This is a genomic window from Stenotrophomonas sp. 3diitr2024, assembly GCF_042136455.1.
Lineage (GTDB): Bacteria > Pseudomonadota > Gammaproteobacteria > Xanthomonadales > Xanthomonadaceae > Stenotrophomonas > Stenotrophomonas sepilia.
Genome location: NZ_JBHHMJ010000660.1, coordinates 1 through 14,798 on the forward strand (window position 1 = coordinate 1; position 14,798 = coordinate 14,798).

General features: G+C 67.3%; 11 protein-coding genes and 1 pseudogene. 8 read left to right on the forward strand and 4 right to left on the reverse strand.

From position 1 onward, the window contains the following. Positions 1-83 precede the first annotated feature (83 nt). Complete coding sequence (locus ABGA94_RS16920) at positions 84-1,028, forward strand: IS481-like element ISStma12 family transposase (protein ID WP_053497396.1); 945 nt, start codon at positions 84-86, stop codon at positions 1,026-1,028. Positions 1,029-1,070: 42 nt separating this feature from the next. On the opposite strand, the gene ABGA94_RS16925 is transcribed toward ABGA94_RS16920, so the two are convergent. The 4 genes from ABGA94_RS16925 to ABGA94_RS16940 form a co-directional block, all read right to left on the reverse strand. After that, positions 1,071-1,688 carry an HD-GYP domain-containing protein gene (locus ABGA94_RS16925; RefSeq protein ID WP_005415790.1) on the reverse strand — a complete coding sequence of 206 codons (618 nt, stop codon included), beginning with the start codon at positions 1,686-1,688 and terminating at the stop codon, positions 1,071-1,073. 45 nt (positions 1,689-1,733) lie between these two features. Further along, on the reverse strand, positions 1,734-5,198 hold the full coding sequence (gene mfd / locus ABGA94_RS16930) for a transcription-repair coupling factor (RefSeq protein ID WP_005415791.1): 3,465 nt from the start codon (positions 5,196-5,198) through the stop codon (positions 1,734-1,736). A 149-nt stretch (positions 5,199-5,347) separates the two neighbouring features. Further along, positions 5,348-5,893: a GNAT family N-acetyltransferase gene (locus tag ABGA94_RS16935; protein ID WP_004150340.1), complete on the reverse strand. Its 546-nt coding sequence runs from the start codon at positions 5,891-5,893 to the stop codon at positions 5,348-5,350. Positions 5,894-5,988: 95 nt separating this feature from the next. Next, positions 5,989-6,846 (reverse strand): 23S rRNA (adenine(2030)-N(6))-methyltransferase RlmJ, encoded by an 858-nt coding sequence (locus tag ABGA94_RS16940; RefSeq protein WP_024958156.1) that lies wholly within the window; start codon positions 6,844-6,846, stop codon positions 5,989-5,991. Between the two features lie 35 nt (positions 6,847-6,881). Here ABGA94_RS16940 and creB point away from each other — a divergent pair, with 35 nt between their 5' ends. The 7 genes and pseudogenes from creB to ABGA94_RS16975 all read left to right on the forward strand — a co-directional run bounded on the left by creB (position 6,882) and on the right by ABGA94_RS16975 (position 14,749). Next, positions 6,882-7,607 (forward strand): two-component system response regulator CreB, encoded by a 726-nt coding sequence (gene creB / locus ABGA94_RS16945; protein WP_072166850.1) that lies wholly within the window; start codon positions 6,882-6,884, stop codon positions 7,605-7,607. A gap of 3 nt (positions 7,608-7,610) precedes the next feature. Continuing rightward, entirely contained in the window at positions 7,611-9,071 is a 1,461-nt protein-coding gene (gene creC, locus ABGA94_RS16950; protein WP_197598494.1) for a two-component system sensor histidine kinase CreC, read from the forward strand. An 81-nt stretch (positions 9,072-9,152) separates the two neighbouring features. Further along, the gene (gene creD / locus ABGA94_RS16955) at positions 9,153-10,472 is read left to right on the forward strand and encodes a cell envelope integrity protein CreD (RefSeq protein ID WP_072166849.1); all 1,320 of its coding nucleotides are present in this window, start codon (positions 9,153-9,155) and stop codon (positions 10,470-10,472) included. A 10-nt stretch (positions 10,473-10,482) separates the two neighbouring features. Further along, positions 10,483-10,892: pseudogene (locus tag ABGA94_RS16960) on the forward strand (hypothetical protein). Positions 10,893-11,072: 180 nt separating this feature from the next. Beyond that, positions 11,073-12,665, forward strand: a complete 1,593-nt coding sequence (locus tag ABGA94_RS16965) for a M20/M25/M40 family metallo-hydrolase (RefSeq protein ID WP_375367831.1) — start codon at positions 11,073-11,075, stop codon at positions 12,663-12,665. 154 nt (positions 12,666-12,819) lie between these two features. Then, positions 12,820-14,223, forward strand: a complete 1,404-nt coding sequence (gltX, locus tag ABGA94_RS16970) for a glutamate--tRNA ligase (RefSeq protein ID WP_005415798.1) — start codon at positions 12,820-12,822, stop codon at positions 14,221-14,223. 34 nt (positions 14,224-14,257) lie between these two features. Further along, positions 14,258-14,749 carry a Fur family transcriptional regulator gene (locus tag ABGA94_RS16975; RefSeq protein ID WP_005415799.1) on the forward strand — a complete coding sequence of 164 codons (492 nt, stop codon included), beginning with the start codon at positions 14,258-14,260 and terminating at the stop codon, positions 14,747-14,749. Positions 14,750-14,798: the final 49 nt, after the last annotated feature.

Sequence of the window (14,798 nt, forward strand, 5' to 3'; positions counted from 1 at the left end):
TGTGATCTCTCGGTAGGTTGTTCATCCGGGGCATCTTTGGAAAATGGTGGTTACCACACCTATCCAGTCCCCAAAGAGCCCGGATGAACCATCATAAAAATGCCCGTTTGACGCCGTTTAGTCGAGAACTTCTTGTCCGCCGCATCACTGAGCAAGGCCTTCGGCCAGAAGAGGCCGCCCAGGCTTGCGGGGTGAGTGTACGCACGGCTTACAAGTGGCTGGCCCGATATCGAGCCGAGGGCCTGATTGGGCTGCAGAACCGCAGCTCTCGGCCCAGCCGCAGCCCCCATGGCACCCCCGAGGCACTGGTAGAGCAGATCGTCCAGCGTCGACGTCAACGGCAAACCTACCTGACCATTTCCAAGGCACTGGGTGTGGCTCACAGCACCATTTCACGACTGATGCGCCGACGAGGACTCAATCGCCTGTGCCTTCTGGACCCACCGAAGAAGGCGGTCCGGTATGAGTACGACAGCCCGGGCGGCTTGCTGCACTTGGATATCAAGAAACTCGGCAACTTCCACCGACCCGGACACCGGGTCGATCCGAATCGGCGTGGCAATGCTGGCGGCGGTGGCTGGGGCTATGTCCATGTGGCCATTGATGACCACTCCCGAGTCGCCTTCAGCAGCGTTCACACCGATGAAAAGGGCCCAACGGCCTGCCAAGCGCTGCTGGCCGCTTTGGCGTACTACAAGACGCTGGGGGTCACCTTCCAGCGTGTCCTGACTGACAACGGCGCCTGCTATCGCTCCGGCGTCTTCGCTCGACTCGTCGCCTCGTTGGGCATGAAGCACTATCGGACCAAGCCCTACACCCCGCGAACCAACGGTAAGGCCGAGCGCTTCATCCAGACCAGCTTGCGCGAATGGGCCTACGCCTGCGAGTACGCTTCGTCAGAGCAACGCGATGCCGTGCTACCTGAATGGCTGCATCACTACAACTGGCACCGACCCCACATGGGGATCGGCAGCCAGCCGCCTATTTCCAGAATCCCGCTGAACAACGTGGTGGGTTTACACAACTAACAGTCGACTCTACCGGCGGGTCGTTTCACCGTCGGGAAGATCTCAGGCCAGCGCCGGTTCCCGCTCCAGCATGCGATGGAAGCGTTGCAGCACGTACGGATCCACCAGCCCGCCGGCCTGCTCGTCGATGATCCGCAATGCGGCCTCATGCTCCATCGCATTGCGATACGGGCGCACGCTGGTCATCGCATCGTAGGCATCGGCGATGGTGACGATGCGCGCACCCAGCGGGATGGATTCGCCGCGCAGCCCATCGGGGTAGCCGCTGCCATCGAAGGCCTCGTGATGGGCGCGGATCAGCCGCGCCACCGGCAAGGCGTCGCTGCGGCCGGTGGCCAGGAAGATGTGTTCGCCGCGTACCGGATGCTCGCGCATGATCGCGCGCTCCTCATCGGTATGCCGGCGGGGTGCCAGCAGCACATCATCGGGTATGCCGATCTTGCCGATGTCATGGAAGCGCGCGGCCAGGCCGATCTGCGCACGGGCCTCGTCATCAAGATCGCAGTGCGTGGCCAGACACTGCGCGAGCAGGCCAACGCGGTCGCAGTGGTGGCGGGTGTAGGCGTCGCGCATCTGCAGCGACATCGCGAGGGCATCGATCAGGCAGGCCTGCGCGTGCAGCAGGTCGGGGGCGGGTACGGCGTCAGGGAACATGGTCATCCGCCCGCACCGGGTGGGGGCCGGTGCGGGGTGTTCGGGGGGTGATCAACCCGGGGCGAGGGTGGTCAGAAGGGCGCGGGCCGCATTGAAGCGGTCTTCCGGCAACGGCAGCGGGTGCTTGATGCGCAGCTTGTCGGGCCCTTCCATGGCATAGAGGTTCGGTTGTTTCTGGATCAGCTGGATCACCGCCATCGGATCGATGTTCGGCTTGGACTCGAACACGATGCGGCCGCCGTTCTCGCCCAGGTCGAGCTTGCGGATGCCCAGCGTATTGGCTTTCAGCTTCAGCTCGGCGATGGCGAACAGGTGCTTGGCTGCATCCGGCAGCAGGCCGAAGCGGTCGATCATCTCCACCTGCAGTTCGCGGAGTGCATCGCTGTCGCGCGCGCTTGAAATGCGCTTGTACAGGGTCAGGCGGGTGTGCACGTCCGGCAGATAGTCTTCCGGGATCAGTGCCGGCACATGCAGCTCGACCTCGGCGCCGCGCACTTCTTCACCGGCATCCAGGTCGGGCAGCTTGCCCTGCTTGATGCTGCGTACCGCGCGTTCCAGCAGCTCGGTATACAGGCTGAAGCCGACCTCGGCCATCTGCCCGCTCTGGTCCTCGCCCAGCAGTTCACCGGCGCCGCGGATTTCCAGATCGTGGGTGGCCAGGGTGAAGCCGGCGCCCAGCTCGTCCATCGAGGCGATCGCTTCCAGGCGCTTCTCGGCGTCGGGGGTGATCGCGCGACGGTCGGGGGTGATCAGGTAGGCGTAGGCACGGTGGTGCGAACGGCCCACGCGGCCACGCAGCTGGTGCAGCTGGGCCAGGCCGAAACGGTCGGCACGGTTGATGATGATGGTGTTGGCGTTGGGGATGTCGATGCCCGATTCGATGATCGTGGTCGACAGCAGCACGTTGAAACGCTGCTTCTGGAAATCCAGCATCACCTTTTCCAGTTCGCGCTCGGGCATCTGCCCGTGGGCGATGCCGATGCGTGCCTCCGGCACCAGCTCGGACAGCTCGCGCTGCATGCGGCCGATGCTCTCCACATCGTTGTGCAGGAAGTACAGCTGGCCACCGCGCGCGAGCTCGCGCTGGAAGGCTTCGCGCAGCAGCGCGTTGTCCCACTGGGTGATGAAGGTCTGCACCGCCAGCCGGTTCGGCGGCGGCGTGGCGATGATCGACAGATCGCGCAGGCCGGCCATGGCCATGTTGAGCGTGCGCGGGATCGGCGTGGCGGTCAGCGTCAGCAGGTGTACGTTGGCGCGCAGCGCCTTCAGCGCCTCCTTCTGGCGCACGCCGAATCGCTGCTCCTCGTCGACGATGACCATGCCCAGGTCCTTGAACTTCACGTCAGGCTGCAGCAGGCGATGGGTGCCGACGATGACGTCGATGGTGCCAGCGGCCACCTTCTCCAGTTCGGCCTTGATTTCCTTGCTGGTCTTGAAGCGCGACAGCACTTCGACCTTCAGCGGGTAATCGGCGAAACGGTCGCGGAAGTTGCGGTAATGCTGCTCGGCCAGCAGCGTGGTCGGCACCAGCACCGCCACCTGCTTGCCGGCACTGGCCGCAGCAAATGCAGCGCGCACCGCCACCTCGGTCTTGCCGAAGCCGACGTCGCCGCAGACCACGCGGTCCATCGGCTGGCTGCTGGCCAGGTCGCGCAGGGTGGCATCGATCGCAGCCAGCTGGTCGGGGGTTTCCTCGAACGGGAAACCGGCGGCGAACGGCTCGTACATCGCGCGGTCGACCTGCAGTGCCAGGCCGGCACGCGCCTGCCGGCGGGCCTGGATTTCCAGCAGTTCGGCGGCGACATCGCGCACCTTCTCGGCGGCCTTGCGCTTGGCCTTGCTCCACTGCTCGCCACCGAGCGAATGCAGCGGTGCGGTTTCCGCCGAAGCACCGGAGTAGCGGCTGATCAGGTGCAGCTGGGCGACCGGTACATACAGGCGGTCGCCCTTGGCATATTCGATGTCGAGGAACTCGCCGGGCATGCCGCCGACGTCCATCGCGATCAGGCCACGGTAGCGGCCGACGCCATGGTCCTCGTGCACGATCGGCGCACCCTCGGTCAGCTCGCCGAGGTCGCGGATGATCGCCTCCGGCTCGCGGCCGGCACGGCGCGTGCGGCGGGTGCTGCCGGCGCGCTCGGGGAACAGCTGGCGCTCGGTCAGCACCGCGATGCGCGGGTCGTCCAGCGCGAAGCCATCTTCCAGCGGCGCCACCGCGATCGCGAAGCGCGCATCGCTAGCGAGGAAGCTGGGCAGGTCGGCCACCACCGGCGGCTTCAGCTCGGCGGCCTGCAGCACTTCCAGCAGTGCCTCGCGGCGGCCGGGCGAATCGGCGGCGATCAGTACCCGGCCCGGATAATGGCCGAGGAAGGATTTCAGCGCATCGCCGGCGGGGGCTTCGCGTGCGGCCACCGGCAGCGGGGGCAGCGGCTGGTCGCCCAGCGCGTGCGCGTCGGCGATGCGTGCGTGGTCGGCGGCCCATACCTCGATGCGCGGGGCATCGTTCAGGCGCTCGCGCAGCAGCTCCGGCGACAGGTACAGCGCCGACGGCGGCAGCAGCGGCCGTTCCACATCGTGGCGGCGCTGCTCATAACGCTCGCCGGTCTGCGCCCAGAACGCCTCGGCGGCTTCGCCGGCACCGGCACAGACCACCGGCAGGCTGCCGCTGGGCAGGTAGTCGAACAGGGTTGCGGTGCGCTCGAAGAACAGCGGCAGGTAGTACTCGACGCCGGCCGGGGCCAGCCCGGATTTCAGGTCCTGGTACAGCGCGCTGCGCCGGGTATCGACATCGAAGCGCTCGCGCAGCGTGGACAGCACGCGGGCGATGCTGGCCTCGTCCATGGGCACTTCGCGGCCCGGCAGCATGTGCACCGCCTCGACCTTGTCCAGCGAACGCTGGCTTTCCGGATCGAAGGCACGGATCGAATCGATGTCCTCGTCCAGCAGTTCCACCCGCAGCGGCTCGTCGGCGCCCATCGGGAACACGTCGAGCAGGCCGCCGCGCACGGCGAAGTCACCCGGGTCCATCACCTGCGGCACGTTGCGGTAGCCGGCGCTTTCCAGGCGGCGCTTCTCGGCTTCCAGATCCAGGCGCTGGCCGACCTTCAGGTCGAAGCTGCCACCAATGACGTAGCTGCGCGGGGCCAGCTGCTGCAGCAGGGTCTGCACCGGCACGATCACCAGGCCACGCTTCAGCGTGGGCAGGCGGTGCAGGGCAGCCAGGCGCTGCGAGATGATGTCCGGATGCGGGCTGAAGCGGTCGTAGGGCAGGGTTTCCCAGTCCGGGAAGGCGACCACCGGCAGGGCCGGGTCACCGCCGAGCAGGGTCTGCAGATCGGCTTCAAGCTGGTTTGCGCCGTGGTTGTCACGGGCGATCACCAGCAGCGGAGCGTCGTGCACGCGCGATGCCTGGGCCAGGTACCAGGCCAGTGCGGTGGGCGAGGCGGGGGCGCGCCACCAGGCGCGGAGCTGGCCGGCGCGCGGCAGCGGCGGGGCGGGGTATGAGGTACGCGACATGGACCCCGGATTTTAGCAGAAGCCCGATCTGGTCCCGGTGCATCGTGCCGGCCCGTTGCCGGCAGCCTCATCTGCCGTTGGGGCAGCGGAATGCCGGCCAGCGGCCGGCACTACCGGGAGACGTGGCCGGGCAGGGCCCGGCGCATCCGTCAGTTGTCCAGCTCCAGCACCATCCGGACCAGGCCTTCGGCTCCGGTCGGGTGCGGCACCGGCTTGAAGCCCAGCGACGCGGCCAGCTGCTTCATCGGTTCGTTCTCGGCGGCAACGTCGCCGTACAGGCGGTCCAGGTACTTGCCACGGCCCCACTTCACCAGCTTGCGCATCAGCTGCCGTCCCAGGCCTTGGCCGATCAGGAAGCGGCTGATCAGGATCGCGTACTCGGCTTCACGGGTGCCGGGGATGATCGAGGCCCGGGCGACCGCGCCGACCACCGCTTCGCCCGCGGGCAGGGACTCGGCTGCGACCAGGGTGATCTCGGTCTTCGGGTTGGGGTGGGTCAGACGCTGGGTGGTTTCCGGCGACAGCTCGGTCACCGCCTGCAGGAAACGATCACGGATTTCTTCCGGCCCGAACAGGCTGAATGCCGCTTGCAGCGGTGCGCCATCTTCCGGGCGGATGGGGCGGATCAGCAGCTCGTGGCCGCTGGGAGCCTTGAAGATCTCATGCCAGGGCGGCATGCGGTTGCGAGTGGCCATACCGGGTGATTCCTTGGTGGTCCATCGATTGTGGCATCACCGGGGCTGCGTTCCGTGAACGAAAGGCTCACGGCGGTACAGCCTCGTGAAGGCCGTTATTCGGGGGCTTTGAGCCAGTCCAGGCGGGTGCTGGCCCCGGGTTCGCCCAGGTGCTGGCGCAGCGCCGGCAGGGCCGGACCGACCACGCGGTCGAACTGCCACGGCGGGTTGAGCAGCAGCATGCCGCTGCCGTTGAGGCGCAGCGGCGAGTCGTCGGGGCGCACCAGGAACTCGATCGTCATCGCCGATTTCACCGGCAGGGCGGTGGCCTTGCGCAGGAAGTGCAGGATGGTGCGGCGCTGCTTGATCGGGAACCAGACCGCACAGGTGGCCTGCGGCCAGCGTGCCAGGGTTTCGGCCAGGGCGGCCAGCACCGCCTGGTACTCCGCATCCTGGGCTTCGTAGGGCGGGTCGATCAGCACCAGGCCGCGGCCGATCTTGCTGCCGTTGAACTTCGGCGGCAGCAGCGAACGCAGCAGGGCATAGCCATCGCCCGCCCGAACGTCGACGCGGCTGTCATGGGCGAACAGGGCCTTCAGCGTGGCCGTTTCGGCTTCCTGCAGCTCACAGACCGCCATGCGGTCCTGCGCGCGCATCGCCTGTGCGCTCAGCAGCGGCGAGCCCGGGTAGTTGGTCAACGCGCCCACCGGATTGTCGGCCTGCACCGCCTTCAGGTAGCGCTCGACCACCTCCGGCAGCTTGGGCTGGGCCATCAGCCGCATGATCCCGGACTCGGCCTCCAGGGTCTTGCGGCTCTCTTCGCTGGCCAGCAGGTAGCGGCCGGCACCGCCGTGGGTGTCGAGCACGAAGAATGGGCTGTCCTTGCGCTTGAAGCTGTCGATCAGGGCCAGCTGCACGATGTGCTTGAGCACATCGGCGTGGTTGCCGGCATGGAAGGCGTGGCGATAGTTCATGGGCGGCAGTGTACGGGGCGGCGGCCGCAGCGGCTATGCTGCGCGCCATGACAGCTCCTGTTGCCCATGTCCTGGTCGTCGAGGACGAAGCCGCCATCGCCGAAACCGTGCTTTATGCGCTTCGCAGCGAGGGCTATGCCGCCAGCCACTGCCTGCTCGGTGGCGAGGCCCTGAAGCGCCTGCAGGCCGGGGATATCGACGTGGTGGTGCTGGACGTGGGCCTGCCCGACCTGGGCGGTTTCGAGGTGTGCCGGCGGCTGCGCGCGCAGCCCGGGCCGGCGGCCCAGCTGCCGGTGATCTTCCTGACCGCCCGCAACGATGAAGTGGACCGCGTGCTGGGCCTGGAACTGGGCGCCGACGATTATATGACCAAGCCGTTCTCGCCGCGTGAGCTGGTGGCGCGGGTGCGTGCGCGCCTGCGTCGCGCCGCGCCGGTCGCGGCAGCCCCCGGCGCCGATGCGGGCTGGCAGGAACATGGTGCCTTCGCCATCGACCGCGAAGGCCGGCGCATCCGCTTCCGCGGCCACGCGCTGGACCTGACCCGCTACGAGTACGCGTTGCTGGAAGCGTTGCTGCAGCGGCCGGGTGCCATCCTCAGTCGTGCCCAGTTGATGGATCGCGGCTGGGACAGCAGCGCCGACAGTGCCGACCGCACCGTCGACACCCATGTAAAGACGTTGCGCGCCAAGCTGCGCGCAGCCGGTGCCAGCGACGACCCGATCCGCACCCACCGTGGCCTCGGCTACGCGCTGGAGGTCTAGCCGATGCGCTTGGTCCTGAAGCTGTTCCTCGGCTTCTTCCTGATCACCGGCATCGCCGCGTTCTTCGTGATGCGCGTGTTCGTCAACGAAGTGAAGCCGGGTGTGCGCCAGGCGATGGAATCGACCCTGGTCGATGCCGCCAACGTGCTGGCCGAGATGGCGGCGGCCGATGTCAAGGACGGCACCATCCGCAGCGGCAGCTTCACCCGCAACCTGGCCAAGGCGCGGCAGCGTGACCTGAAGGCGATGGTCTGGCGCTTTCCCAAGCGCTCACTGGACTACCGGGTGACCATCACCGATGCCAAGGGCATCGTCATTTACGACTCGCTGGGCCGCGACCTGGGGCGTGACAATTCGCGCTGGAACGATGTCTACCGCACCCTGCGTGGCGAGTACGGTGCCCGCTCCAGCCCGGAAGTGCCAGGCGAAGAAGGCGATACGGTGATGCATGTGGCGGCGCCGGTATACGACCCGGCCGATGGCCGCACCCTGATCGGCGTGCTCAGCCTGGCCCAGCCCAACCGCAGCATCGATCCGTTCATTGCGGCCAGCCAGCGCGCCATCATCGAGCGCGGCGCCTGGCTGATCGGATTGTCGGCGCTGGTCGGCGTGCTGGTGACGATGTGGCTCACCACGGGCCTTGGCCAGCTCAGCCGCTATGCACGGGCGGTCAGCGCCGGCGAACCGGTGCCACCGCCGCGGCGTCGCCGCGACGAGATCGGCGACCTGGGCCAGGCACTGGAAACGATGCGCCGCAAGCTCGAGGGCAAGGCCTACGTCGAGCAGTACGTCCAGTCGCTGACGCATGAAATGAAGAGTCCGTTGGCGGCGATCCGCGGTGCCGCCGAGCTGCTGCAGGAGCCGCTGCCGGAAGCCGACCGCGTGCATTTCGCACGCAGCATCGTCGATCAGCAGGAGCGGCTGACCGAGACGATCGACAAGCTGCTGGCGCTGGCCGAAGTGGAACAGCACGGCTGGCTGCAGACCCGCGATCCGATCGCGCTGCCAACCTTGCTGGCCGACGCAGCGGCGGCCGCGCAGGTGCGCGCGCAGGCGGCCGGCGTGCAGGTGCGCATCGGCAGCGTGCCCGACATGCGCGTGCAGGGTGATGCCTATCTGCTGCGGCAGGCGTTGCACAACCTGATCGACAACGCCATTGCCTTCTCACCGCCCGGCGCGGACATCGCGCTGCAGGCCGAGGTGGACGGGCCGAGCGTGCGCCTGCAGGTAGCGGATCGCGGTGCCGGCATTCCCGACTACGCGCGCGAACGGGTGTTCGAACGCTTCTATTCGCTGGCCCGCCCCGGCAGCGGCCGGCGCAGTTCCGGCCTGGGCCTGCCGTTCGTGCAGGAAGTGGCTCGCCTGCATGACGGACGCGCCAGCCTCGACGCCCGCGATGGCGGTGGCACGGTGGCCAGCCTGTGGCTGCCGTTGGGTGCAGCGGGCCAGCGCCCGCGCCGCTGACTTCACACTCGCTTCAAATTCGCCACAAACCCTGCTCACCGCAGCGGTCCATCCTGCAGCCCTCTCCAACGAGGATGGACCATGAAATCCCTGAAGATGCTGCTGCGGTTCGCCATTGTCGGCGGGCTGATCCTGTTGTTGCTGGTGCCGCTGATGATGATCCGCGGGGTGATCACCGAGCGCAGCCAGTACCGCGACGAGGCCTTTGCGCGGGTGGCCGACAGCCGTGCCGGCACGCAGCAGCTGGTGGGCCCGGTGCGGGTGGTGCCGTGGGTGGAACGCAAGCAGGTTGAACTGGTTGACCCGCTGGGCGTCAAGAAGACCGAGGTGCAGGTCACCGAGGGGCACTGGCTGCAGATGCCGGCGTCGCTGGACGTGGGCGGTGAGATGCTGCCGAGCCAGCGCGAAGTCGGCCTGTTCAAGGTGCCGGTGTACAGCTGGAACGGCCAGATGAAGGCGAGCTTCGCCGCTGACGATTATCCGGTGAAGGCAGGGCGCACGTATGGCCAGCCGTATGTGGCGGTGGGAATTTCCGATGTGCGCGGCCTGGTCGGTACACCGAACCTGCGCGTGGATGGCAAGCAGCTGCGCCTGCTGCCGGGCGTCGGCGTGGCCAGCGAAGTCGGCCGTGGCCTGCATGCGCCGGTGGCCGGTTTCGCTGCGGATCAGGGCGGCACGCTGGCGGCCAGCACCGTTGAACTGGAGCTGCGCCTGGATGGCAGCCGCATGCTGTCGGTGGTGCCGGTAGGCGATGACACCCACATCGCGCTGCGTTCGAGCTGGCCGCATCCGTCGTTCAGCGGTGCGTTCCTGCCCAACGAGCGGCGCGTTGATGCACAGGGATTCGACGCGCGCTGGGCGGTGTCCTCGCTGGCCTCCGACGCACAGCGGCAGCTGCGCAATGAAGGTTCGGTCGACTCGCAGGCGGTGACGGTGTCGCTGGTCGATCCGGTCGATACCTACACCCAGGCCGACCGTGCGTCCAAGTACGGGGTGCTGTTCGTGCTGCTGACCTTCGTCGGCTTCATCCTGTTCGAGCTGATCAAGTCGCTACGCATCCACCCGCTGCAGTACCTCATGGTCGGCCTGGCGCTGGCGATCTTCTTCCTGCTGCTGATCAGCCTGTCCGAACACATCGCGTTCTGGAAGGCCTACCTGGTCTCGGCGGTGGCCTGCATCGGCCTGCAGGCGGTGTACCTGGCCAACGTGCTGGGCCATTGGAAGCGCGGCCTCGGCTTCGCGGCCCTGCTGACCGTGCTGTACGGCGCGCTGTATGGCCTGCTGGTGTCGGAGAACAACGCACTGCTGATGGGGTCGCTGCTGCTGTTCGTGATCCTGGCGCTTGCGATGTGGGTGACCCGCCGGGTCGACTGGTACGCGCTCGGCGCGGACCTGAAGTAAGGAGCACGCCATGGGCTGGCGCCGGGGATTGCGGCAACGGGCACGGCAGGGCATTCCGGCCCTGCTGGAAGTGGATGCGCTGCTGCAGGCACATGGCGTGCTGGCGGCCCTGCCGGGGGCGCGGATCGCCCCCGGTCTGGTCCGCTTCCAGCTGGCGGCGGTGACCTGCGAAGGATTGCAGGGGCAGGGATTGCGTTGGCTGCAGGGGGCGCGGCAGGGACGCGCGCGGTGGCCGGGCGGGTGCCGCGCTATCGGCCATGGAAGGCCGGCGCGGAGGCATTGGCCGAGATCGGCATCGGCGGCCTTCCGGATGACTGGCCGGCACACGCGGCGGTGTACGGCTGCAGCAGCGTCGACCGGCGGCACTGGTTGCTGTTGCTGCCGGAGCGGGCGCAGTTGTGGTTGGGATGGAGCGGGTGATTCGGCTTTTGCGGGTACGAACCAAGACTCTGCTGTGGGTGCGAACCAACCACTCTCCTGTGGGTGCGAACCTCGGTTCGCACGCTTCCGCGCCGCCCATGACCGATGGGACGGTATCGCCGCGCCCCGGCTGGCTAGACTCGATGGGTTGATGATCGAGCCGAAGGGCAGGGGTGCGATGTGTTGAAGTGGGGCGTGCTGGCCGTAGCGCTGGCGATGGGTGGCAATGCAGCGGCACAGCAGCGCGAGACGGTGGACCTGGACATGGTCAGCCGCATCCGTCAGGAGGCGTTCCACCGTTCGCAGGTGATGGACACCTTCAGCTATCTCACCGAGCGCATCGGCCCGCGCCTGAGCAATTCGCCGGCGATGGGCCGCGCCAATGCGTGGACCCGCGGCAAGTTCAACGAATGGAAGCTGGACAACGTCCACGACGAGGCCTTCGATGATTTCGGCCGTGGCTGGGAATTCACCTCGGCGAGCGTGGAAATGCTGGGTGACCGCGTGCAGCCGCTGCATGCGCTCCCCAAGGCCTGGACCCCCGGTACGAAGGGCCCGGTCGAAGGCGAGCTGGTGCAGGTCGACATCAAGAAGCCCGAAGACATCGAGAAGTACCGCGGCAAGCTGCGTGGCAAGATCCTCCTGCTGGGCGAGGCACGCGAATACAAGCGGGGCACCGAGCCCGATTCGCACCGCCACGACGCGACCTCGCTCGAGGGCCTGCAGGAGTTCACCCTGCCCAAGGACAAGGATGCTACCGCCGAGCGCACCAAGCGGGTCAACGAGTACCAGGAGCGCCAGCAGCTGGCGGCCAAGGTCAATGCGTTCTTCGTCGAAGAGGGCGCGCTGGCCTCGATCAGCATCAGCAGCTGGGACAACGGCATCATCCGCGTTGCCGGCGGCGGTTCGCGCAAGGCCGGTGAGCCGGTGGGCATCCCGGAACTGGCGATGATCAGCGAACACTTCAATCCGCTGGTGCGGGCGCTTCAGGCCAAGCAGACGGTGCGCCTGCGCGTGGCTGTAGCGGCGCGCTTCACCGACGAGGCCGACCAGCCCGGCTACAACACGCTGGCCGAGATCCGCGGCAGCAGCAAGCCCGATGAAGTGGTGATGATCGGTGCGCACCTGGATTCGTGGCACAGCGGCACCGGTGCGGCCGACAACGCGGCCGGCGTGGCGGTGATGATGGAGGCGATGCGCATCCTCAAGGCCACCGGCGCCAAGCCCAAGCGCACCATCCGCGTGGCGCTGTGGAGCGGCGAGGAGCAGGGCCTGATCGGCTCGCAGGCCTACGTCGCCAAGCATTTCGGTCGCTTCCCCGAACCCACTGACGCGGCGCAGAAGGCGCTGCCGGCGTCGCTGCGCGAGCCGACCGGTGCACTGCAGAAGACCCGCGATTACAGCAAGTTCCAGGTTTACTTCAACATGGACAACGGCTCGGGCCGCTTCCGTGGCATCTACGCGCAGGAAAACCTGGCGGCGATGCCGATCTTCGAAGCCTGGCTGGCGCCGTTCCATGACGTGGGCGCCACCACCGTGGCCACCCGCAACACCGGCAGTACCGACCACATCAGCTTCGATCGCATCGGCCTGCCGGGCTTCCAGTTCATCCAGGACCGGCTGGACTACTTCACCAACGTCCACCACAGCCACCTGGACACCTGGGACCACGCCGAACCGGAAGACCTGAAGCAGGCCGCGGCCATCGTCGCTTCGTTCGCCTACAACGCCGCAATGCGCGAGCCGTCCTTCCCGCGAAAGGCAGAACCGTAAAAGGGGACGGAGGGGATTAAGTCGCATCTCCCCTCCGCTTCCCGGTTGCAGCACCCCAGGGCTGGGCAATCGCGACTTAATCCCCTCCGTCCCCTTTTTCCGTCGGGGGCGGTGGGCTGGTAAAATCGGGGGATTCCCGTTCCTCGAGCCGTCCATGACCTGCCGCACCCGCTTCGCCCCCAGTCCCACTGGCTACCTGCACATCGGTGGTGCCCGCACCGCGCTGTACTGCTGGCTGGAGGCCCGTCACCGCGGCGGTGAGTTCGTGCTGCGCATCGAGGACACCGACCGCGAACGCAGCACCCAGGGCGCAATCGACGCCATCCTGGAGGCGATGGAGTGGCTGGGCCTGGACTACGACGAAGGCCCGATCTACCAGACCGACCGCGTCGCCCGTTACCAGGAAGTGGCCGAGCAGCTGATCGCCGAGGGCAAGGCTTACTACGCCTACGAGACCCGCGAGGAGCTGGATGCCATGCGCGAGGCCGCCATGGCCAGGCAGGAAAAGCCGCGCTACAACGGCGCTGCGCGCGATCTGGGCCTGCCCTACCGGGACGACCCGAACCGCGTCATCCGCTTCAAGAACCCGCTGGAAGGCACGGTGGTGTTCGATGACCTGATCAAGGGCCGCATCGAGATCGCCAACAGCGAGCTGGATGACATGGTCATCTTCCGCCCGGACGGCTACCCCACCTACAACTTCGCGGTGGTGGTGGACGACTGGGACATGGGCATCACCGAGGTCATCCGCGGCGACGACCACATCAACAACACCCCGCGCCAGATCAACCTGTATGAAGGCATCGGCGCGCCGGTGCCCAGGTTCGGCCACATGCCGATGATCCTGGACGAGCAGGGCGCCAAGCTGTCCAAGCGCACCGGTGCGGCTGACGTGATGCAGTACAAGGACGCCGGCTACCTGCCCGATGCGCTGCTGAGCTACCTGGCCCGCCTGGGCTGGTCGCATGGTGACCAGGAGCTGTTCAGCCGCCAGGAACTGATCGACCTGTTCGACGTGAAGGATTGCAATTCCAAGGCCTCGCGCCTGGACATGGCCAAGCTGGGCTGGGTCAACCAGCACTTCCTGAAGACCGAGGACGTGGCCGCGATCGTGCCGCACCTGGTCTACCAGCTGCAGAAGCTGGGGCTGGACGTGGCCGCCGGCCCGGCTCCGGAGGATGTGGTGATCGCCCTGCGTGAACGCGTGCAGACCCTGAAGGAAATGGCCGAGAAGGCCGTGGTCTGGTACCAGCCGCTGACCGAGTACGATGAAGCGGCGGTGGCCAAACACTTCAAGGCCGGTGCCGAGGTGGCGCTGGGCAAGGCCCGCGAGCTGCTGGCCGCGCTGCCGGAATGGACCGCCGAGTCGGTGGGGGTGGCCCTGCATGACGCGGCCGCAGCGCTGGAGATCGGCATGGGCAAGGTCGCCCAGCCGCTGCGCGTGGCCATCACCGGCACCCAGGTCAGCCCTGACATTTCCCATACCGTGTACCTGGCCGGCCGCGAACAGGCCTTGAAACGCATTGATGTGGCCATCACCAAGGTAGCAACGGCCTGAGGCATCCTTGCCAGGCCCGAACCGGAGAACACGCATGCCCGCCAAGACCGCCACTGCCTGTACCGCCCCGCACCACCACGTCCACGACGCATCGGATTTCGTGGCGGTGGTCGAGCGTGTCTCGCGCGAACGCGGGCTGCGCCTGACCCCGATCCGCGCCAACGTGCTGAAGCTGATCGCCGAGGCCGGCAAGCCGGTCAAGGCCTACGAGCTGCTGGAATGGGTGCGCAACGGCAAGGGCGTGGGCGCTGATGCCCCGCCCACCGTGTACCGCGCGCTGGATTTCCTGATGGCCAATGGCTTTGTGCACAAGCTGGAGTCGGTGAATGCCTTCGTGGCCTGCCACCATCCCAGCAGCGCCGCCCATTCGGTGCCGTTCCTGATCTGCAACAGCTGCCACAGCGCAGTGGAGCTGGAAGACCGCGAGATCGTCAGCCAGCTGGAGAAGCGGGCCAAGGAACTGGGCTTCCAGCCGCAGGCACAGACGCTGGAAGTGCACGGTCTCTGCGCGCGCTGCGCGGGCTGAGCAATGGGTCTTGGGGTCAGATCCCTTTTGCCTTGGCAAAAGGGATCTG

Coding starts and splice junctions, on each gene's coding strand:
- ABGA94_RS16935 (WP_004150340.1), bottom strand. CDS start 5,893: ATGGCCACTCGCAACCGCATGCCGCCCTGGCATGAGATCTTCAAGGCT.
- ABGA94_RS16975 (WP_005415799.1), top strand. CDS start 14,258: ATGCCCGCCAAGACCGCCACTGCCTGTACCGCCCCGCACCACCACGTC.
- ABGA94_RS16940 (WP_024958156.1), bottom strand. CDS start 6,846: ATGAACTATCGCCACGCCTTCCATGCCGGCAACCACGCCGATGTGCTC.
- creD (WP_072166849.1), top strand. CDS start 9,153: ATGAAATCCCTGAAGATGCTGCTGCGGTTCGCCATTGTCGGCGGGCTG.
- ABGA94_RS16920 (WP_053497396.1), top strand. CDS start 84: ATGAACCATCATAAAAATGCCCGTTTGACGCCGTTTAGTCGAGAACTT.
- creB (WP_072166850.1), top strand. CDS start 6,882: ATGCTGCGCGCCATGACAGCTCCTGTTGCCCATGTCCTGGTCGTCGAG.
- gltX (WP_005415798.1), top strand. CDS start 12,820: ATGACCTGCCGCACCCGCTTCGCCCCCAGTCCCACTGGCTACCTGCAC.
- mfd (WP_005415791.1), bottom strand. CDS start 5,198: ATGTCGCGTACCTCATACCCCGCCCCGCCGCTGCCGCGCGCCGGCCAG.
- ABGA94_RS16925 (WP_005415790.1), bottom strand. CDS start 1,688: ATGACCATGTTCCCTGACGCCGTACCCGCCCCCGACCTGCTGCACGCG.
- creC (WP_197598494.1), top strand. CDS start 7,611: ATGCGCTTGGTCCTGAAGCTGTTCCTCGGCTTCTTCCTGATCACCGGC.